Below are 21,095 nucleotides of genomic sequence, written 5' to 3' on the forward strand. Positions count from 1 at the left end.
CTATGAAGAAGACACAGCAGAATGGCAGTCGTGGCAGACCGGACTTTCTGCTCCTTATTTTAACGCTGCTGCTAGTTGGATTTGGACTGGTCATGGTGTTCAGCGCAAGCTCGAACATTACTCTGACTTCAGCGAAATTCCACAATGATGCGTTATATTTTACTAAGCGGCAGCTCATTTGGGCGGTTCTCGGCATCTTTGCAATGCTTTTCCTGATGAATCTCCCTTACCAGATTTTTAAAAAGGGATTTATCTTCCTATTCATTCCGGTCATAGTCATGCTGATGATTGTACCAACCATTGGCTCGCTAAACGGTGCGAGCAGCTGGTTCCGAATCGGAACCATGGGAATTCAGCCGACGGAGATGGCCAAGCTTGCCATGATCCTCTATATAGGGGCTCTTATTACCAAGAAGGGCGAAAAGTTCCGGGACTTCAAAAAAGGCCTGCTTCCGGTATTAATCATCGTAGGCTTTATTTGCTTCCTTATTATGATGCAGCCGGATTTGGGCTCCTGTCTCGTTCTTGCTTCTTGTGCGGGGATCATGATCATTGCAGGCGGCGCTAATCTAAAGCAGGTTGCCGTTTCAGGTGGCATAATCGGCATCTTCGCCGTCCTTTTCGCAGCGATCGGCATGGCCACAAATCCCGATGGTTGGGCTTACCGGATTGCCCGGTTTACAGCCTATTCCGATCCACTGGCGGATCAACAAGGCTCGGGATTCCAATTGGTATCCTCCTTGCAGGCGCTTGGACACGGAGGCTTGACGGGAGCTGGCTTTGGGGAAAGCGTGCAAAAGCTGCATTACTTGGACTACCCTTATAATGACTTTATCTTTTCTGTCATTGCCGAGGAGCTGGGATTTATCGGATCAAGCCTGTTCCTCTTGTTTTACTTGCTCTTTCTCTGGCGGGCGCTTATCGTTGCTCTTCGCTGCCCCGATCACTATGGAACTATTGTTGGAGTCGGGATTGTTGGCTTGTTCGGAATCCAGGCCTTCGTTAATGTCGGCGGCGTAACCGGCGCTATACCGCTTACCGGCGTAACGCTGCCCTTCGTCAGCTACGGGGGATCCTCCCTGCTGGTCTGTCTGATGTGTATCGGAGTGCTTCTAAGCATTTCGCGGGAAGCCAATAAGCAGGACAAGCCGGAACGCGCGAAACGTCATCATCATTAAAAAAGGCTGAACCCGTTTTCAAGTAACGGTTCAGCCTTTTTTATGTAAGCTCCGCATCTTATTTCAGACGCTGCTGCGGTTCTTCGGACGTTTCCTCTTCTTTAAAGGCAACGCCTTCTACTTTTACATTAACTTCAACAACATTAAGACCGGTCATATTCTCAACCGATTCTCTTACGTTCAGCTGCAGCTGTCTGCAGACTTCCTGAATCGGAATGCCGTAATGAACGATAACGCGAAGATCGATGGCCGCTTCCAGCTGGCCAACTTCGACGGATACGCCTTTTTGTACGTTTTTACCGCTAAGGCGCTTCGCCAGTCCTTCGGAGATCCCGCCTGACATTCCGGCAATGCCTGGAGTCTCAAGCGCAGCGAGTCCTGCAATCGTTGCCACTACATCGTCTGAAATACGGATAATGCCTGTTTGAAGGTCCTCGTTCATGTTATTCCACTCCTCAATTTGCCATATACCATCATTGTACTGGATGGCTCAATTTGAAGCAAGGAAGGAAGTAGATCTATCTCAGGCCCTGTCCAATATTTTTTGGAAAAGTTTACATGGTTGCCTTTTTTCGTTATGATTAATAATGTTTTTTAGACCTACATAATTGAAGAGGTGGATTTGGTGAGACAGAAACTGTTTTTCGGCGGATTAATAGTTATGTTCCTCTTAAGCGCAATCGGGCATTTCGCCCATTGGGACATGACGCTTCAATTTATCGTTTCCGCTATCGCCGTCGTTTTTGTAGCGGGCTTTCTCGGCAAAGCGACGGAAAGTGTTGCCCATTACGCCGGACAAAGGCTTGGCGGGTTTCTTAATGCCACGTTTGGTAACGCGGCAGAGCTGATCATCGCGATCTTCCTCGTTAAAGAAGGCTTGTTTGATACCGTTAAAGCGAGTATTACCGGTTCCATTATTGGCAACCTGCTGCTCGTCCTTGGACTTAGTCTTCTTGCGGGCGGCATTAAATTCAAACAGCAATTTTTCAATAATCAATTGGCCGAGCATAACGCAACGCTGATGATTATGGCTGTTATCGGTTTGTTTGTACCGGCTGTCTTTGTAGGCGCAGAGCATTTCACGCTTAATAAGGACCATTTCCTCAGCATCACGGTTGCCTGTATTCTGATCGTATCGTACCTGCTGTGGCTTGTGTTCTCGATGATTACCCATAAAGATGTTCTTGCGGATAACGTAATGAATGCCGATCACGGCGAGGAACCGATGTGGTCGAAAGGCGTATCCGTTATTATGCTGATTGTTGCCACTGTTATGGTGGCATTCGTCAGCGAATGGCTTGTGCATACTCTCGACAGCTTTACCGAGAAATTTGGCCTGTCCCAGCTGTTTGTCGGTGCATTCGTTATTGCGATCATCGGTAATGCAGCCGAACATAGTGCTGCGGTTATGCTGGCACTCAAGAACAAAATCGGCGCAGCAGTCGAAATCGCCATCGGCAGCAGCTTGCAGATCGCTTTGTTCGTCGCTCCGGTGCTGATTCTGATTAGTGCATTTATGGGCAATACAATGGATATTATCTTCACGCCAATCGAATTAACCGCCATCGGCGTTTCGGTCTTTATAGCGAAGTCCGTTTCCCGAGACGGTACAACCAACTGGTATGAAGGGTTCCTGCTGCTTATGGTTTATGTCATACTAGGCGTTGCCTTCTATCTAGTTTGAGAAAACAAAAAAAGAGTAGCCTCCAAATGGAGTCTACTCTTTATTATTTAACGCTTCATACAACTGTGCCAAGTTGCGTTCCAATCGGCTTAACATTTCTTTTCCGCTCTGCTCGGCAATTAATCCCGCGCGCACAGCAAAGTCAATCTCCCGAGAGAATCCATACATTTGCGTGTCCAAAACTTCCTCGTACAGCGGACATTGACGGGTCGTCAAGTTCTCCATCTGAACTTCGATAAGTTTTTCTATTTTACTCGCATCTTCCGTTAGGAGACGAAGCGCTTTCTCATGCAATTGAAGCGTGACTTCCGGTGAAGACATCGTTTTCCCCCCTGTGCGTGTACCCGCCGTCGTCTATATCTTTTATATTAGACGAAAAAGAGCCAATACACAAGGACAAAACAAAAAAGCGCTTCTTCTTTTCAGAAGAAGAAACGCTTTGTTTGTGACCAAACGGGTCTTATTCGCTAATTACAGATACATTCAAGTTATGTTTTGCGAAAATCTCTGCCATTTTTGCTTTTGCTTCTTCAGCATCAGGACCATGAACATGAAGCTCGTAAGCGTGGCCGCCTACCAATGTCGTAAACAGTCCAAGAATGCTCTTAACATCGATATATTTGTTGTCGGCTTGCAGAACGATTGAAGAGCGGAATTGGCTAGCCGCTTGAGAAATTTCTACGATAGCTGCATTGTTGGACATGGGGAATCCCTCCAGTTAATTAGTAAAGCTTTCCTTGACATCATGATAACCCGAAATATATCATCCATCAAGAGAAAAGTTCAAAAACGCTTCATTTTCATTTATTTCAAATTTTCGGAATTTAATCCTTCCAGTTCAGGCAGCACAAAAACGCCGTCTTTGCGGATTAATACATCATCGAAATAAATCTCTCCGCCGCCGTATTCAGGGCGTTGAATCAATACTAAATCCCAATGAATGGAAGAACGGTTGCCGTTATCCGTCTCCTCATACGCCTGACCCGGCGTAAAGTGAAGGCTCCCTGCAATCTTCTCGTCGAACAAAATATCATTCATCGGATGTAAAATATACGGATTAAAGCCGATTGCGAATTCGCCGACGTAACGCGCGCCTTCATCGCTGTCCAGAATCTCATTCAATTTCTTCGTATCATTGCTGGTAGCGTTAACGATCTTGCCGTTCTCGAAAGTAAACGAGATATTCTGGAACGTTGTTCCGGAATAGACGCTTGGCGAATTGTACGTAATTACGCCGTTAACCGAATCCCGGACTGGCGCGGAGAATACTTCGCCGTCAGGAATATTGCGCTGGCCGGAGCATTTTTTCGCACCGATTCCTTTAATGGAGAACGTTAAGTCCGTACCCGGCGAAACGATCCGCACTTTGTCCGTACGGGACATCAATGCCTGAAGCGGATCCTGCGCTCGGTCCATTTTTGCGTAATCCAGGTTGCATACATCGAAATAGAAATCCTCGAACGCTTCTGTGCTCATGTTAGCCAGCTGCGCCATCGATGGAGTCGGGTAACGGAGAACAACCCACTTCGTCCGCTTAACGCGCTCCTCCATATGTACGGGATGGGTGTATAATTGCTCGTATAAACGCATTTTTTCCTTTGGCACATCAGACAGTTCGTTTACGTTCGAGCCCGATCGCACGCCGATGTATCCTTGCATTTTCTCCATGCGCTCAAGGTCATGCTTCGCCCAAAGCTCAATTTGCTCCTTGGTTGCATGCGTCAGCATCGTCCGCAGGACAGAGCGGTCGCTAAGCTCCACAAACGGTCTTCCGCCGCGCTTTGTTACTTCTTCAATCAGGCATTTGCCCAGCTCCAGCTCAAGGCCAATCAAATCGATAAGGACATTATCGCCGGGTTGTACGTCAATTGAGTAGCCGGCAAGGTTGGCCGCCAGCTTCTGTAATCTTGCATCACGCATCTTTCTCAAACCTCCATTACTTATGAGCGCTGTTTTCCGAAAAAACAGCCTTCGAACATATTAGCATGTTGCTTGCTTATTGAACAGTTCCCGTTCCGTTAAAGGAACTAAAGGTAACGCTTGTATCGCGCTTTTCCTGTTTGTCTTGTCCGGAGAGCGAATAATGTAGGACCGAATGTTCATCCAGCTTAGTCGGCACGAGACTATTTCTGTCGATTAACACATCATATTGAGCTTTAACCTGCAGCGACTTCAGCATTTTGTCCATCTGCTTTTGGGATTCATTAAATTCTTTCAGCCAGGCTTGTTTATACGGCCCTTCTTCCAGCGGTTCTTTGGCAGCAAGCGCGTTCATCTCATCCTGAAGCTGTGCTCTCCATAGCTTGTTGGCATCCTGATCGTTTAGTTCAATATGCAGGGCAACTTGGTCCGCTGTTGTTGCCGCGTCGACAAAGTTTACTTTCTTGTCCGCGTTTTTCAATTTGTTCAGAACCTCAATCGGACTCCACTCCAGGTCCTCGCCGTCATCGCCTTGGGCATGCAGCTTGGTATGCTCTTCAATATGTCCTTGAAAGGTCCTGGGCGCATAAGCCCAGCCTTCCGCCGAGTAGATGGTCGTTTGGCCGGAGAACGCATACTGATCCTTGCCCGCAAGACCGGCGATCGACATGTTAAGCCATTCCTCCGGCGGGCGGCTGGAGGTCGAGCATCCGGTTAAGGCCAGTACAAGCGCTGCAAGCAGCGTGCTAATAAAAGTATGTTTTATGGTCTTCATTTAACACAACACCTTTCGTTAAATCGTTCCACATAACCTTATCGTCCCCTGAACGGACAGCGCCTTATTCGGACCGTTTCCAAAAAGAAAAGGACACCTCTGGGGGTGTCCTTCGTAACAATCAGTTGGCTTGTCCGATATAAATCCGGTTTCTGCCGTTGTTTTTTGCTTCATACAGCGCCATATCCGCTCTATAGAACAACGATTCCACGCTGATTTTCTCATTCTCAAACGTCCATTCGGAGACACCGCAGGATACCGTCACAACCGGCTGAGTCTCTGCTTCCACATGAGTACGGATCCGTTCTGCAATCCGGTAAGCCTGTTCCGAACGAATACCAGGCAAATAGACTGCAAGCTCCTCCCCGCCCCATCTTGCGGCAATATCGCCCTGCCGGATCGAGCTGCGGATTATGCTGCTGACCTGCACCAGAATCTGATCGCCAACCTGATGGCCAAACGTATCGTTGATCTGCTTGAAATGATCGATATCGACGAGAATCAGCGCTCCTAACGGATCTTTCCTCTGACGGCTTTGAATCTGCTCATTCAGATAATGGCGGGCGTGCAGGCCCGTCAAATTATCCGTTATCACCATTCTCCGGACTTCGGCATGAAGCGATGCGTTCGTAATGGCCAGCCCGATATGCGTAGACATAACCTGCAGCAGCTTGTAATTGTCATAGGAAAAGAAATTCGCGCTTTTATGAGCAACCATAATAACGCCGACTACTTCCGAATCGACAAGAATTGGCGTAGCAATAAGCGAACGTGCGCCTGTATTGTCCATCAGCTTCGAATTGACGACTCTCGTGTGCCAATAATCCGAAATGATAAGAGGCTCCTTCGTCCGGTGCACGATGCCGCAGAACCCGTATTCTGGCGAGAAATGCTCGCTCGACATGGCCGGGATATTGCTCGCCATAACGACAAATTGATTCTTCTCTTTGTTAAGCTGAAGCACGCAGCAATAATCTGCATCAAATACGCTCAGAAGCTCTGACGATGCAAATTTGAAAATTTCCTTGAGCTTCAGCGATTGGTTAAGTCTCTTTGTAAGCTCGTTAATCAGTCTGAGTTCATTAATAAGAAGATTCGACTGCTCGTACAGCTTCGCGTTCTCAAACGCTGTGCCCGCCGTATCGGCCAGCAAAACAAATGCCGGCAGGTCCGCGTCATCCCAACTGCTCGCGTTAACCGTTAAGCATAAAACGCCATATGCAGCCTGCTTGCCCGTCATGGGTACCGCAAGACGCTTAGTCCCATCCCGGTCCTGTTCGGTCACAAGCTTGCCATCCAGGAACGACTTGGCTACCAGATCATGCGCCGCATTTTTAAATACAAGCGGTTTGACACGGGAATCGCCGTTCACATGATCCTGCGATAAATACAATTGCGCGACCGAATTCGGATATAACTGCTCCAAGCTGCTTAGCATTTCGGACAATACCGAAGTTACGTCGAATTGGTCATACAGCCTTTTGGCCGCCAAAAATAATGCGTCGCGCCTGCTCGCTTCCTTGTCCGTCCGCTTTTGCTGCAAGAGCAAATCTTTGATAAAGAGCTGCTCAAACTTGCGGTAAAAGCATGTCCGGAAATGAAGCGCGCTTAGCTGCGCTATGGACTTGGCCTGAGCGCCGTCCAGAAAATCTGTTGCATAAACCAAGACGCAAAAAGGGCGACGATCCGATCGAGTGAGTAAGGGAACGGCTACAACTTCCGACACTTGCTCATCTGCTGCCGCAGCTTCCGATGATGTCATAGTAACGGCAGCAGCCTGCCGTGCAGCGGCAAAAATCTCCGTCTGACGATTTATCTCCAAGGTTCCTGCGGAACCAATTACATTGCCATTCAAATCAAATAATACAAACTGCCCATTTAACGGCATAGCTTGTTCATCGGAATCCTCGCGCCAGCATGCAAAGCTCTCCTGCAGCAATGGCAGCAAGTAAGGTTCATCCGCAGCTTGAATATCTTCATTCTCAAACCATATTGTTCGCATATCCTCTTCAATCCGATGAGCTGCCGCGGCAGCTTCATCTAACGCCTGTGGATTATTATATAGATCCGCCATCGGCAACACCCAGCCCTTCCCTCTATATAAAGGAGACGAGTCTATCAAGCTATTATTTCAATTTATAATATACTTTATTTTTGAGAATTTTGCACTACTCAAAATTCCATCTTTTAGGTCTTTTGAACCGCGTTCGCTGCCGTTGATGGCAAGTGCTGGCGCCTTGACAAAGGCAAGCAATTTCATATATTATCTATAAATGAATGCATGGGCGTCCGGTTTTGTGTCACCCTCAGAAATACGTTCGCTGATATACCAGCGGCTGAACTGTTTATCAGGCTTCGAAGACTTCGAGCATAGAGCGTATTCGGCGAAACACAACCCCATCCTCAAAAATACAATTTTGAAGGAGTTACACAACTCATGTCACGTTATACAGGTCCTAAATTTAAATTAAGCCGCCGTCTTGGTATTTCCCTGAGCGGTACTGGCAAAGAATTGAAACGTCCATTCCCTCCAGGCCAACACGGTCCTAACCAACGCAAAAAGCTTAGCGGTTATGGCGTTCAATTGCAAGAAAAACAAAAACTGCGTCACATGTACGGCTTGAACGAGAAGCAATTCCGCAACTTGTTCGACAAAGCGGCTAAACTGAAAGGTATCTCCGGTGAAAACTTCATGGTCCTTCTCGAAAGCCGCCTGGACAACCTCGTGTTCCGTCTTGGTTTCGCTAACTCCCGTGCAGGCGCACGTCAGTTGGTATCCCACGGTCACGTAACAGTTAACGGTAAAAAAGTCGACATCGCTTCCTACACAGTATCGACTGGCGACGTAATCGGTCTGCGCGAGCGCAGCCGTGGTCTGAAATCGATCAAAGAAGCGATCGAAGGCCGTCACCACCTGCCGAACTACATTGAATTCAACGATGCAGCTGTTGAAGGCAAATACGTTCGTCTTCCAGAACGCGCTGAGCTTTCCCAAGAGATCGACGAGAAACAAATCGTCGAGTTCTACAGCCGTTAATCGATTGACTCGAAAACCCCGGGAGCTTATGCTCTCCGGGGTTTTTTACTGTCACTTTAATAGGCATAACCTATAAAGGGAATAGATATTATATATTTCACTTATATGGCTAAAGGAGGTAAAACTAAGGTATATCAGATCGGAGGCGGTTAAACATGATTAATCAAGGCACGCAGGCATGGAATCCCGGATCGTACGATACGCAGCTCGGATTCGTATCAAAGCTTGGCAAAGGCATTCTGGATTGGCTGGATCCGCAGCCAGGAGAGCATATTCTGGATTTGGGCTGCGGTACGGGTGATCTAGCCGTTGAAATCGCCGGTTCGGGCGCGAAAGTAACCGGTATGGATCAGTCTGAAGCCATGATTGTATCCGCAAGAAGCAAATATCCCGATACTCCCTTCATCGTTGGCGATGGTGAGCAGTTCAGTTTCGAAGCTCCATTTGACGCCATCTTCTCGAATGCGGCCCTGCACTGGATGAAAAATGCCCGCGGGGTTATCGAATCCGTTCGGGATTCCTTAAAAAGCGGAGGAAGGTTTGTTGCTGAATTTGGCGGCAAGGGCAATGTAGATGTTTTTGTCCAGGCCTTTTATGAGGTGATGCCCCGATACGGCGTTCAGCCGGCTGAACGGAATCCATGGTACTTCCCTTCGATTGGCGAATATACAAGCATGCTCGAGCAATATGGATTCGAGGTAAGGATCGCCGAGCATTTCGACCGCCCTACTCCTTTGCCGGAAGGTGAAAAAGGAGTTATGCATTGGCTGGACGGATTCGGGGATGCTTTCTTTAAAGGGCTCAGCGACGCCGATAGACAGTCCGCCAAGCAGGAGGTATACGAAGCGGCCAAACAGAAGCTGAAGGTCGTAAGTGGCGTCTATCAAGCCGATTACAGACGTATACGTATCTCTGCCGTAAAGTTATGAGAAAACCTATTCTATTGCGGTAAAAGAAATCCCGGAGAGGATCCACTTGTCCTCTCCGGGATTTTTATGTTCGTTATTCTTTTTTCTCCACAGGCTCAGCAGGCTGCGGGATCTGCACAGGTGCCTCGGCAGCTGCCGCCGCTGGCGGAGTTAAAGTACCGGATACCCGGGACGTTAGGTTTTTCATAAGGGAGTTGACATCAATACCGGATACATTTTTCAGCATTTCCGGTGCTGTCGCCATTAAGCCGGTTACGTAATTGCTTAAGCGGGCCGCCCCTTCGCCATGACCGGTATCTACAACCGTCAGCTTGTCGATGCCTTTAATCGGCTCTGCGACTTTGCCGGCAAGCTCAGGCAGCATTTTCACGATGATATCGAGAACCGCAGCTTCGCCAAAGCTTTCGAACGCTTGAGCAAGCTTTTCCTTCGCTTCCGCCTCGGCAAGACCGCGCAGACGGATGACCTCGGCTTCGGCCGTACCTTTCGCACGCTCTGCATCGGCGATCGCAAGACCGTCCAGACGCTTCTGCTCAGCAAGCGCCTTCGCCTCCGATTCAATGCGGTATTGCACGGCATCCGCTTCGCGGAGCTTTTTGGTTTTGTCCGCTTCGGCCGCTTGTTCAACCGCATAACGGTCGGCTTCGGCTTTTTTCTTCACTTCCGCATCATACTGCTTCTCGCGGCGCAGAATTTCTTTCGCTTCCAGATCAATCTCGCGTTCCTTCCGGACGAGCTCAACCTTCATCTGCTCTTCAACTACGCTTTGCTTGGCGCGCGCTTCCTGAATCGAGTAGGCCTGATCCGCTTCCGCTTTCGCCATATCCTGCTCGCGTTTGAAGGAAGCTACCTTCAGTTCTTTCTCTTTAGCAGCCTCGGCGATATTTGTATCGCGCACAAGCTCGGCCTTCTGTCCTTCTTCTTCGGCAAGCGCCTTCTTAATCCTGGAATCTCTGACCGCTTCAGCTTCCGCAATATCCGCATCGCGTTTTACGGCAGCAATACGCGGTTTACCAAGGGCATCCAGATATCCGTGCTTATCACGCAAATCCTTGATGGTGAAGGAAACGATCTGCAAGCCCATCTTTTTCAAATCCTTAGCTGCGACGCCCTGCACCTCTTGCGCGAATTTGTCGCGGTTCCGGTAAACCTCTTCTACCGTCATCGTACCGAGGATAGCCCGGAGATGACCTTCCAGCACTTCTTGCGCTTCGCTCTTCAGCGCTTCGGTTGGTTTACCCATGAACTGCTCGGCTGCTGTCGCCACATCCTCAACGATACCGCCGATTTTGATAATTGCGACACCATCCGCCATAACAGGTACGCCTTGTTCCGTATATACTTCCGGAGTAGAAACGTCCAGTTTGTGGGAGAGCAGCGATAGAAACTCCGCCTTTTGGAAGATCGGAAGAATAAAGGCGCCTCCGCCGCGGACGATTTTAATTTTACGGCCGGTTTCATCCGTGCTTACGTTCCGGCTTCCTAAGAAAGAACCCGTTACGATCATCGCTTCGTCCGGGCTTACGGTACGGTAGCGCGCCCAAAAGGCAATACCGAGGATAACGAATACGGCAACTACAATAGAAGGAATAACAAGATACTCTGGCATGAACTTTCTTTCTCCTCTCAGTTTAGCACTTTTTAGTAAGGGTCAAGCTTGGAGACGTACAGCGTATTTTCTTTTACTTCCACAACAACAACCCGCGAACCGCCTGGTATCTCATCACCGTCAAAGCTGGCTGCAATCTGGTTGGTATATCCCGCTCCCGCTTTGACCAGTACCTCGCCGTAACCCTTGGAAGGAATGGCTGTAATCACTTCCGCGATCTTGCCGCTCAGGTCCTTCTCCGAGAGCGCAATCGAATTCTCGCTTTCGCTCATCGGCTTTACGTACAGGAAATAGCCGCTGCCGCCAAAGACCACACCTCCCGCAAGAGCAAGAATGAATACGGCCGCGAGCCCAAGCGACGTGTAATGCGCAAGCAGCAGCCCCGCACCGCCAAATGCGGTAATCCCCCCAACCAAGGTTGTCGGATTAAGCCACGGATGACCGTCCAGCGACAAAAAATCAAGAATGCCGCCAAGCGCGTGACCGATCAAATCCCCAAGCAGAGCACTGATGATAGCATATAGAGCACCGCCAATGAGACATCCCCAAAATACCGCCTCCAACTTCCTCCTCCTCTCACAGCAACCATATGCTGTTAATTCATACGCATATACCCCCACTTTGTTTCGAAAAAATGGGAGCTTTCTAATCGAAAGCTTCATTTTTTTAATTTTTCCAAGCATCGGCAGCGAAATTATTCTTCATGCGCTATACAACTTTTCCTGCCTTTCCTCGTCTATATACACGTCAAAGAGTTGCTCGCGGCACCGTCGCCAGTGAGCACGCTGCCGAAATTAAACATTTGGGCAATATAACAATACATGAAACGTACTCCGTTTAGAACGGCGTTGCCGCTCCAAAGCTGTCCGCCAATCGACATCATTCGCAAGTTATTCCGTACCAATCAACGCATTTAGCTTAACTACCACAGGGCTAAAGGGAAGTCAATCATGCTAGTGCTCCAAATAAACGTTCTGTGTTATAATAGGTTCTGGTCATTTAGAGGGGGAATTTGTACATATGCAAGAAGAAGATCGCAAATCGCCGCCCCGCAGGAGCGGATGGCGTACTTTCGGAATCATATCATTGATGACTGTCAAATGGCTCATTTATTTCGGCATTTTTATCGGTTTATTAACCGGCGGGGCTTTAACCGGCTATGTCGCCTCGCTTGTCAAGGACGAAGCTGTACGTCCTCGTACATTAATTGAGGAGAAGGTAAACGAAAATTCCATTACGGGATATGTGTATTTCAATGACGACACGCTGGTTGGACAGCTGCGGACCGAAGAGGACCGTACGCCAATCGAATACGATGATCTGCCTCAGCAGGTTATCGATGCCGTGCTTGCCATTGAAGATAACAACTTCATGCATCACAAAGGCGTCGATATTAACGGGCTTGGACGGGCTGTCAAACAGAAGCTCTTAAATGAAGATACGCAAACCGGCGGCAGTACTCTGACGCAGCAGCTGGCACGCCGCGTGTTCCTTAGCTTGGACAAGACGGACAGCCGTAAAGTAAAAGAGATGTTTCTTGCGCTTCGGATGGAACGTTATTTGACCAAAGGCGAGATTCTCGCCGCCTATTTGAACAAGGTGCCATTTGGCAACGGATCGAGCGGATATAATTTATACGGTATTAAATCGGCAGCCAGAGGGCTGTTCAATATCACCGACCTTAATCAATTAAACATTGCGCAGTCAGCTTACCTGGCCGGTCTGCCGCAGCGCCCTTCCGCTTATACCGCGTTTACGAGCAAAGGGCAATTTGATGAAGAGGGCTTCCAGCTTGCTATGGAACGCCAAGGCACTGTACTATCGCAAATGCTGAAATTCGGACGGATTACGAAGCAGCAATATGATGAAGCAAAGGCTTTTGATATCCGCTCCACCCTTGCACCGCCATCGGAGAAGGCCTATACCACTTATCCTTACCTGATGCTTGAAGCAGAGCGCCAGGCAGCTGAAATTCTGGTACTTCAGGAAAATCCAAAGCTTACGCAGGCAGATCTGAAGAAGAAGGAAAACTCCTCGCTTGTAGAAGATGCCCGCCAGCGTCTGCTCAACGGCGGTTATCACGTCTATACAACGATTGACAAAGACATCTACAAGATCATGCACGATATCGCGGCGGATCCTAAGAACTTCTCTGCTTTCAGTAAGGAGAAGGGTCTCGAGCAGACTGCGGCTGTCATGATCGATCACAAGACTGGCGCCATTCTAAGTATGCTGGAAGGCCGCGACTTCTACGAGGAGCAAATGAACTTTGCCACTCAGATGACGCGTCAGCCAGGTTCGGCGATGAAGACAATCGCCGCCTATCTGCCAGCCATTGATAAAGGACTCATTCAACCTGCAAGTATCGTCGATGATGCTCCTGTTGTGCTGAAGGATGGACAAAAAGGCTTCCATATCCCGAAAAACTCGACGAACAGATACCTAGGGCTTGTGACGGCGCGCGAAGCGCTTAATCGCTCCCTCAATCTGCCTGCTATCAAGATCTTCCTTGATGATGTAACGATCAAAGGCGCATGGAGCTTCGCGCGCGATCTTGGCATTACAACCTTGCAGCCGCAGGACGACAATGCGCAGACCGGTGTAATTGGGGGTCTCAGCATCGGGGTGTCGGTTGAAGAACTTACGAATGCATATGGCGCTATTCCGAACAAAGGCGTCTTTAACGATGCTTACATGATTTCGAAAATTACCGATTCGCAAGGAAAAGCGGTTTACGAGCATAAAGCTGCTCCAAAGCAGGTATTCTCGCCTCAAACGGCATTCCTGGTTACCGACATGCTGAAGACGGTCGTATCGAGCGGTCAAGGTACGGCTCACTCCTTAACTTCCGACTTCAAGCAATACGGTAAAATTCCAATCGCAGGCAAAACGGGCACGACGCAAAGCTACGGCGACGTATGGTTTATGGGCTTCACCCCGGATGTTACCCTTGGTGTATGGGCAGGTTATGAAGAGCAGATTCATACGTTGTCTGACCCTGGCAAAAAGCGGGCACGCTCCATCTGGGCGCTTATGATGAATGAGATTACGAAGGCCAAACCTGATCTGTTCACGACGAAGGAATTCGAACGTCCTTCCGGCCTTGTCAAAGCTACGGTATCCAGCGCAAGCGGCAAGCTTCCAAGCCAGTTGACGAAGGAATCCGGCATGCTTGTCACAGACTGGTTCAATCAGAAGTATCTGCCGAAGGAAACAGATGACGCGTTAGTGAAAATGGCATATATTCCATTCAACGGCGTCAACTATGTACCTAATCCTGCCACACCGAAAGATATGGTCCGCGAACGAATCGTTATTAAGCGGAAGAAACCGCTTGATGAGTTAATGGATGAAATCAAAGCAGCGCAAGAGAAGCTTCCGGCAAGCAGCAGAAAGTCGCTCGCATCTTATCTTCCTGCTGATGCAGATTCCAATGCGCCTTCCAAAGCGGATCCGCGTGTAGATGACGGCAATGCGCCAAACGCTCCAAGCAATGTGAAGCTGCAATCCATTGGTTCCGGAGTCGTTATGCTGACCTTCACAGGCGGCACCGAGAAGGATATTGTAGGCTACCGGGTTTATCAGTCCGTTAACGGTCAACCAGCTCAGAAGGTTGGAGATTCCATTCTCGTTGGCGATGAGCTGAAAGCAAAAGTTACGGTATCCGGCAATCAAGGCTACAGCTTCTATGTCACTGCGGTAGACGTAGCGGGTAAAGAATCGGCTGCAAGTCAAGTTGTTACTTTCGGCAAAGGAGCTATCAGTCCCGAGATTCCAGGCCTGCCTGGTGATGATACCGGCAGCAACAACACGGGTACCGAGCATCCGGATCTGGCTCCACCTTCCTCGCCAAGCGGCTTGGCCGCAGCACCAACTGATTTGAGCGTGCTGCTGACATGGAACGCAAATGCGGATGCCGAATACGTTACGACTTATCATGTATTCTTTAGTGCAAATAACGACGGTAAATATGTTGAGATAGGAAAAACTCAAAACCCAAGCTTTGAATATGTTACACCTTTAACGACCGGTACCTTCTACGTCATCGCGGAAAATGACACCGGCAAATCCCCACCTTCGCAGCAAGTAAAAGTGGGGAAATAAATACTCCGCATTCGACTGTTCTTCCAACCGCTGTTGCTCGGGAATTCCTTGAACTTAACCTTATACGGTTGGATTTCCCGAGCAAAGGCGGGCGCTGACGCTTTTCCAGTATCATTCGAAATGCTCCGTATTAAGTAAGAAAAAGAACAGAAAAAGCGCCACGGATTAAATCCGTGGCGCCTTTTATTTTATATGGTATTAGTCCTCGATTGTAGACAGATCGCCTGTTGGGAGGTTAAGCTCCCAAGCTTTGAGGACGCGTCGCATGATTTTGCCGCTGCGCGTCTTAGGCAGCTTGTCTTTGAACTCGATTTCGCGTGGCGCTGCATGAGCAGACAATCCGACTTTTACGAATTGCGCAATCTCGGCCTTCAGCTCATCCGAAGCCGTGTAGCCCTCACGAAGGGCGATAAATGCTTTAATAATCTCGCCGCGCATAGGGTCCGGCTTGCCGATTACGCCCGCTTCTGCGACCGCTGGATGCTCTACAAGCTTGCTCTCTACTTCAAACGGGCCTACCCGCTCACCGGCTGTGTTGATGACATCATCAATACGGCCTTGGAACCAGAAGTAGCCGTCTTCATCCATATAAGCAGAGTCTCCGGAAATGTACCAGCCTTGAATACGGAAATATTCCTCGTACTTCGAAGGATTGTTCCAAATTTTCCGCATCATCGAAGGCCATGGTGTTTGCACAGCCAGGTTACCCATACGATACGGCGGAAGCTCATTGCCTTGATCGTCGATAATTGCTGCTTTGACGCCTGGCAACGGTTTACCCATCGAACCCGGCTTAATATCCATGGACGGATAGTTACAGATCAGCTGAGCGCCGGTTTCCGTCATCCACCAAGTGTCGTGGATCCGTTGTTTGTACACCTTCATTCCCCAGCGCACAACCTCCGGATTAAGCGGTTCGCCTACGCTGAGCACGTGACGCAGGCTCGACAGATCAAACGAGCTTGACAGGTCGTCCCCTGCTCCCATCAGCATACGGAACGCGGTTGGAGCACTATACCATACCGTTACGCCGTATTTCTGAATCGTGCCGTACCAGTCGCTTGGACTGAAGCGTCCGCCGCGAATGACGTTGGTCGCTCCGTTCAGCCATGGCGCAAAGACACCGTAAGAGGTTCCCGTAACCCAACCCGGGTCAGCCGTACACCAGTAAATATCGCCTTCTTTAAGATCCAGTACGATTTTACCCGTGTAGTAATGCTGAATCATGGCGTTCTGTACGTGGAAGACCCCTTTAGGCTTGCCGGTAGAACCGGAAGTGTAGTGGAGAATCAGACCATCCTCGCGGTCGAGCCATTCGATCTCGGCCTCTTCCGAAGCTTGTGCCATCTCCGCGCTGAAGTCGACAATAACATCGTCAGCCGCTACGTTGTCGCCAAAGACAAAAATATGTTTCAAATTAGGCAGCTCGTCGCGTTTAATACGCGGAAGAAGAGCCGGTGTTGTAATAATCGCCGTTGCTTCGCTGTCCTGCAGGCGATCTTTGACTGCCGTCTCCATAAAAGCTTCGAATAACGGGCCTACAACGGCACCTACCTTCAGGACGCCTAATACGCCAAAATACAATTCCGGCGTGCGCGGCATAAAGATAAATACCCGTTCTCCCTTGCCGATGCCGTATTTCCGCAATACATTCGCGAACCGGTTCGACTGCTTGCTCATTTGTTCATACGTATAAGATTCGTCGCGTGCGCTGTCGCTATAGTAAAGAGCAATATTGGCGCCTTTACCGGACTCCACATGACGGTCAATGGCTTCATACGCCATGTTTACTTTCCCTGTCTCATGCCAGCTGAATTGGCTTTCAATCTCTTCCCAACTAAATTCCTTCGATGCTTGCTCGTAATTCTTAAGATTTGGATTTGTTGCCACTGCTGGAATTCGTTCTTGATGCAAGTTGATCATTCTATCACTCTCCCATCAAATCTGTTAAACATTAACCGTTAAGAATACGCTTTCAATTGCTAGCCGGATCTTGCAGGCAAACAAGCCGTCTATCAATCGCATCTTTTCCGGTTACTCAACCGCCACAACAATTATAGCATAATGACTTTCCATTCGACTATGCTTTTCATTTTCCCCGATGTTTGCTATAACCTTAACTATAAGGGAGCTCACGGCCTCGGAAAGGAGATACCGTTATTGGAGCATCGCAAAAAGTATCAACGGCAGCAGATAGAATTGCAGGACGGCCGAATCTGTATCATTGAAGGTCCCGTCCCTCCGGAATCCTTGCAAACACTCGCCATGCATGCCGATCTGGACGCGTTTAGGCGGCCTAAGGACCAGCATGAAGCGCTGGTTGAGATTGCAGGCCTCGAGGAAGGACGAATTATTCTAGCCCGCTTAGACGAGCTGATTGTTGGCTATGTCACCTTTCATTACCCGGACGAGCTGGAACGCTGGTATGAAGCCGGCATGCCGGACTTAGTTGAACTTGGAGCTATTGAAGTAGCTGATCAATACCGTTCCTACGGGCTTGGCAAAAAAATGATTCAAGTGGCTTTTGCGGATGAACAGCTTGAAAATATGATCGTCTTTACCACCGAGTATTACTGGCATTGGGATTTGGAAGGAACAAAGCTAAGCGTATGGGAGTACCGGGGCATTATGGAGAAGCTGATGAAATCCGTCGGCATGGTCTGGTACGCAACCGATGATCCGGAGATTTGCTCGCATCCTGCCAACTGCTTGATGGTACGTATCGGCAAAGAAATACCGCAGGAGTCCGAAGAGCAGTTCGACCGAATCCGCTTCAGGCAGCGTTTCATGTATTAGCGTGTTTTTATTTGGGAGGTTAAGAAGTGACTAACGCTATATTCGTTCATCATTCTGACAGTACCCATTATCAATTTGGGGAGCAGCACCCGTTTAGCCCATTCCGTATCGCTCTAACGCTTGATTTGCTGCAGGCTGCGGGAGCGCTCAATCAAGATCAAATGAACTCTCCTTCTGGCATGGCAGATGAGGACCTGCTTGCGCTCGTTCACCGGGCGGATTACATAAATACCGTTCAGCAGCTAAGCATGGACATCCCTGCTCAAGAAGCGGCTGCGGCTGCCGGAAAATATGGACTTGATACGGAGGACACACCCTTTTTTCCGGGGATGCATAACGCAGCTGCGACCATAACGGCTGGCTCCGTTCACGCTGCTGAACTCGTCATGAGCGGCCAAGCTGCTCATGCATATCACATGGCCGGCGGGCTGCATCATGCCTTTCCTGACCGCGGAGCAGGCTTCTGCGTCTATAACGACGCCGCCGTTGCTATTCAATACATTCGCCAAACCTATGGCGCGCGTGTCTTATATATCGATACGGACGTTCATCATGGGGACGGCGTGCAATGGAGCTTTTACCATGATCCGGATGTCTGCACCTACTCCATTCATGAAACCGGTAAATTTCTCTTCCCCGGAACCGGATTCGTCCATGAGAAGGGAGCAGACACCGGTTACGGAGCTTGCTACAATGTGCCGATGGAGCCTTATACGGAGGATGATTCCTGGCTGGAATGCTTTCGCAGCTCGGTAACTAAAATCGCAGAAGCGTTTAAACCCGATATCATCGTAAGCCAACATGGCTGTGACGCGCATGCTTATGACCCTTTATCGCACATACATTGCAGCATGCGTATTTATCAGGAAATGCCTATGATCATCCACGAGCTTGCCCACAAGCATACAGAGGGACGCTGGGTTGCTCTGGGCGGCGGCGGTTATGACTGGTGGCGTGTTGTGCCCAGAGCTTGGTCGCTTGTGTGGCTGACGATGACGGATCATCCTATCGTGGAGCAGCTCGAGCATCATGAAGATGTTCCGCTTCCTCAAGCCTGGCTTGATAAATGGTCCGCCTCAAGCCCTGATCCCCTGCCTGTCAGCTGGCTGGATGATATGAGTCAGGTCCTGCCTATTCCGAGGAGAGCCGAGATTGAAGTAAAGAACCGCCAGACCGTTGCCATCGCCATTCAAGATCTATGAGAAACCCCTTCTGAAATAAAAATGAACGTCCGTACCTTGTCGGTACGGACGTTCATTTTTGCATTAGATATGCTGGATCATGTCATCAATAATCGCATAAGAATTGTTGGCTGCCGTTACCGTAAATTCTGCATAATTCACATGTGCCGACCCGTCAGCTTTATCCGACATCGAGCGGATAACAACAAACGGTACTTCATTCAAATCACACACATGAGCGACCGATGCGCCTTCCATCTCCGCGCATGCGCCCTGCATGTTTTCATAAAGCTCGCGAACCGTATCGCGGCTTGCGATGAACTGATCGCCGGACAAAACTTTGCCAATCAGGCTACGCCCTTCGAACAAACGCTCGCTTGCTTCCGATGCAAGCTTCACAAGCCGATCGTCGGCTGTAAACTCCGAACGCTCCTGATAAGGGATAACCCCTTTGGCGAACCCAAGCGGTGTTACGTCCATATCATGCTGTACGCAGCTGGAAGAAACTACGATATCGCCGATATTGAGACGTGGATCAAGGGCGCCTGCTACGCCGGTGAACAACACGCTGTCAACGCCCAGATCAATCAGAATCTGCGTGCAGACAGCCGCATTAACTTTCCCTACACCGGATTTGCAGAACACAACCGTCTTCTCATGAAGCTGGCCTTCGTAATAGGTAATGCCAGCTTTCGTTACACTGTTTGTTACATTAACATTTTGGTGCAGCAGCTCGATCTCTTCGACCATTGCGCCAATAATACCGATTTTATTAAAAGCCATTATGCTTGCAAACCTCCAACGGATTGCCGAACGACAATTTCATGCGGCAGAATTACTTTGGCGTGTTCAACAACTTCCTTCTTCATCAGCTTGGTAAGCAGACGCATCGAAACCGCCCCGATATCATACATCGGTTGAGCAACAGCGGTTAGCTGCGGACGAACCATCGAAGCCATGCGTGTATTGTCAACACTGATAACCGAGATATCGTCAGGTACTTTCAGACCGGAGTCTTGAATGCAATGAATGGCGCCAATAGCCATCTCATCCGTTGCCGCAAATACGGCTGTAGGACGCTCAGATAGATCAATGAAATATTTCATCGCTTCAACACCGGATTCATAACGGTAATTACCCGTGCGAACCAGCGTTTCATCATAAGGAATCCCGGAGTCTTCAAGCGCACGCTTGTACCCCTGGAAACGGGCATAACCATTCGCTGGATCCTGCAGCGTACCGCTGATCATCGCAATATGTTTGTGCCCTTCCTGAATCAGCTTGCACACTGCGTCATAAGCCGCTTCTTCATGGTTAATGTCAACAGACGGAATTTGACCATTCTCATCCGTTGTTGCGCAAAGGACGATCGGCACGTTTGCAGTCTTAAATGCCTGCATATGTTCTTCTGTTACAGCGCCGCCCATAAAGAGCAGTCCGTCCACTTGCTTCTCCAGAAGCGTGTTGATAACGCGGATCTCTTTATCCTTCTTCTTATCTGCATTACACAAAATAATATTATAATGGTACATATTCGCAATATCTTCAATACCACGTGCAACCTCGGCGAAATTCGCATTCGAAATATCCGGAATGACAACGCCGACCGTAGTCGTTTTCTTGCTGGCCAAGCCCCGAGCAACCGCATTTGGACGATACCCGAGTCGTTCAATAGCCTCATACACCTTTTTGCGCGTTGCCGGCTTCACGTTCGGATTGTTGTTCACAACCCGAGAAACCGTAGCCATCGATACTCCTGCTTCTCTTGCTACATCATAAATGGTAACCGTCACGGTACTTCTCTCCAATATCTCAAATTTTATTTACGTTCGCTGCATATTAACGTAATCATACGACAAAATATTACTTTTCGCAATGTTAG

Annotated in this window: 18 protein-coding genes; 7 read left to right on the plus strand and 11 right to left on the minus strand. The window is 49.0% G+C overall.

What is annotated here, in order from left to right:
• The first annotated feature begins 2 nt into the window (after positions 1-2).
• Positions 3-1,178 carry a putative lipid II flippase FtsW gene (gene ftsW, locus PJDR2_RS19055; RefSeq protein WP_015845352.1) on the plus strand — a complete coding sequence of 392 codons (1,176 nt, stop codon included), beginning with the start codon at positions 3-5 and terminating at the stop codon, positions 1,176-1,178.
• A gap of 58 nt (positions 1,179-1,236) precedes the next feature.
• Here ftsW and PJDR2_RS19060 read toward each other — a convergent pair whose 3' ends face one another.
• Entirely contained in the window at positions 1,237-1,620 is a 384-nt protein-coding gene (locus tag PJDR2_RS19060) for an Asp23/Gls24 family envelope stress response protein (protein WP_015845353.1), read from the minus strand.
• Between the two features lie 183 nt (positions 1,621-1,803).
• Here PJDR2_RS19060 and cax point away from each other — a divergent pair, with 183 nt between their 5' ends.
• On the plus strand, positions 1,804-2,862 hold the full coding sequence (gene cax / locus PJDR2_RS19065) for a calcium/proton exchanger (protein ID WP_015845354.1): 1,059 nt from the start codon (positions 1,804-1,806) through the stop codon (positions 2,860-2,862).
• A 33-nt stretch (positions 2,863-2,895) separates the two neighbouring features.
• Here the strand turns inward: cax and PJDR2_RS19070 are convergent, their stop codons facing one another.
• From PJDR2_RS19070 to PJDR2_RS19090, 5 genes are all read right to left on the minus strand, one after another.
• The gene (locus PJDR2_RS19070) at positions 2,896-3,183 is read right to left on the minus strand and encodes a YlaN family protein (RefSeq protein WP_015845355.1); all 288 of its coding nucleotides are present in this window, start codon (positions 3,181-3,183) and stop codon (positions 2,896-2,898) included.
• A 139-nt stretch (positions 3,184-3,322) separates the two neighbouring features.
• The gene (locus tag PJDR2_RS19075; RefSeq protein ID WP_015845356.1) at positions 3,323-3,565 is read right to left on the minus strand and encodes an HPr family phosphocarrier protein; all 243 of its coding nucleotides are present in this window, start codon (positions 3,563-3,565) and stop codon (positions 3,323-3,325) included.
• Positions 3,566-3,666: 101 nt separating this feature from the next.
• On the minus strand, positions 3,667-4,782 hold the full coding sequence (locus PJDR2_RS19080; RefSeq protein WP_015845357.1) for an aminopeptidase: 1,116 nt from the start codon (positions 4,780-4,782) through the stop codon (positions 3,667-3,669).
• 76 nt (positions 4,783-4,858) lie between these two features.
• Positions 4,859-5,557, minus strand: a complete 699-nt coding sequence (locus tag PJDR2_RS19085) for a hypothetical protein (RefSeq protein ID WP_015845358.1) — start codon at positions 5,555-5,557, stop codon at positions 4,859-4,861.
• Between the two features lie 121 nt (positions 5,558-5,678).
• Positions 5,679-7,631 (minus strand): diguanylate cyclase, encoded by a 1,953-nt coding sequence (locus PJDR2_RS19090; protein ID WP_265525061.1) that lies wholly within the window; start codon positions 7,629-7,631, stop codon positions 5,679-5,681.
• A 363-nt stretch (positions 7,632-7,994) separates the two neighbouring features.
• Between PJDR2_RS19090 and rpsD the strand changes: the two genes are divergently transcribed.
• Together rpsD and PJDR2_RS19100 are read left to right on the plus strand one after the other, a co-directional pair.
• Positions 7,995-8,594, plus strand: a complete 600-nt coding sequence (gene rpsD, locus PJDR2_RS19095; protein ID WP_015845360.1) for a 30S ribosomal protein S4 — start codon at positions 7,995-7,997, stop codon at positions 8,592-8,594.
• A 155-nt stretch (positions 8,595-8,749) separates the two neighbouring features.
• A complete protein-coding gene (locus tag PJDR2_RS19100) occupies positions 8,750-9,523 on the plus strand; it encodes a class I SAM-dependent methyltransferase (protein WP_015845361.1) in 774 nt (257 codons plus the stop codon).
• Positions 9,524-9,596: 73 nt separating this feature from the next.
• On the opposite strand, the gene PJDR2_RS19105 is transcribed toward PJDR2_RS19100, so the two are convergent.
• On the minus strand, positions 9,597-11,132 hold the full coding sequence (locus PJDR2_RS19105) for a flotillin family protein (protein WP_015845362.1): 1,536 nt from the start codon (positions 11,130-11,132) through the stop codon (positions 9,597-9,599).
• Positions 11,133-11,164: 32 nt separating this feature from the next.
• Positions 11,165-11,695: an NfeD family protein gene (locus PJDR2_RS19110; protein ID WP_015845363.1), complete on the minus strand. Its 531-nt coding sequence runs from the start codon at positions 11,693-11,695 to the stop codon at positions 11,165-11,167.
• 457 nt (positions 11,696-12,152) lie between these two features.
• Here PJDR2_RS19110 and PJDR2_RS19115 point away from each other — a divergent pair, with 457 nt between their 5' ends.
• A complete protein-coding gene (locus PJDR2_RS19115) occupies positions 12,153-15,236 on the plus strand; it encodes a penicillin-binding protein 1A (RefSeq protein ID WP_015845365.1) in 3,084 nt (1,027 codons plus the stop codon).
• Positions 15,237-15,434: 198 nt separating this feature from the next.
• Here PJDR2_RS19115 and acsA read toward each other — a convergent pair whose 3' ends face one another.
• Entirely contained in the window at positions 15,435-17,159 is a 1,725-nt protein-coding gene (gene acsA, locus PJDR2_RS19120) for an acetate--CoA ligase (RefSeq protein WP_015845366.1), read from the minus strand.
• A gap of 237 nt (positions 17,160-17,396) precedes the next feature.
• Between acsA and PJDR2_RS19125 the strand changes: the two genes are divergently transcribed.
• The gene (locus tag PJDR2_RS19125; RefSeq protein WP_015845367.1) at positions 17,397-18,032 is read left to right on the plus strand and encodes a GNAT family N-acetyltransferase; all 636 of its coding nucleotides are present in this window, start codon (positions 17,397-17,399) and stop codon (positions 18,030-18,032) included.
• A 26-nt stretch (positions 18,033-18,058) separates the two neighbouring features.
• Positions 18,059-19,234: an acetoin utilization protein AcuC gene (locus tag PJDR2_RS19130; RefSeq protein ID WP_015845368.1), complete on the plus strand. Its 1,176-nt coding sequence runs from the start codon at positions 18,059-18,061 to the stop codon at positions 19,232-19,234.
• Between the two features lie 63 nt (positions 19,235-19,297).
• On the opposite strand, the gene PJDR2_RS19135 is transcribed toward PJDR2_RS19130, so the two are convergent.
• Together PJDR2_RS19135 and ccpA are read right to left on the minus strand one after the other, a co-directional pair.
• The gene (locus tag PJDR2_RS19135) at positions 19,298-19,996 is read right to left on the minus strand and encodes a 5'-methylthioadenosine/adenosylhomocysteine nucleosidase (protein ID WP_015845369.1); all 699 of its coding nucleotides are present in this window, start codon (positions 19,994-19,996) and stop codon (positions 19,298-19,300) included.
• Positions 19,996-21,006 carry a catabolite control protein A gene (gene ccpA / locus PJDR2_RS19140; protein ID WP_015845370.1) on the minus strand — a complete coding sequence of 337 codons (1,011 nt, stop codon included), beginning with the start codon at positions 21,004-21,006 and terminating at the stop codon, positions 19,996-19,998. Before ccpA ends, PJDR2_RS19135 begins: the two co-directional genes overlap by 1 nt.
• Positions 21,007-21,095: the final 89 nt, after the last annotated feature.

Origin of the sequence: Paenibacillus sp. JDR-2 (assembly GCF_000023585.1) — a bacterium.
In the GTDB taxonomy this organism is placed as follows: Bacteria; Bacillota; Bacilli; order Paenibacillales; family Paenibacillaceae; genus Pristimantibacillus.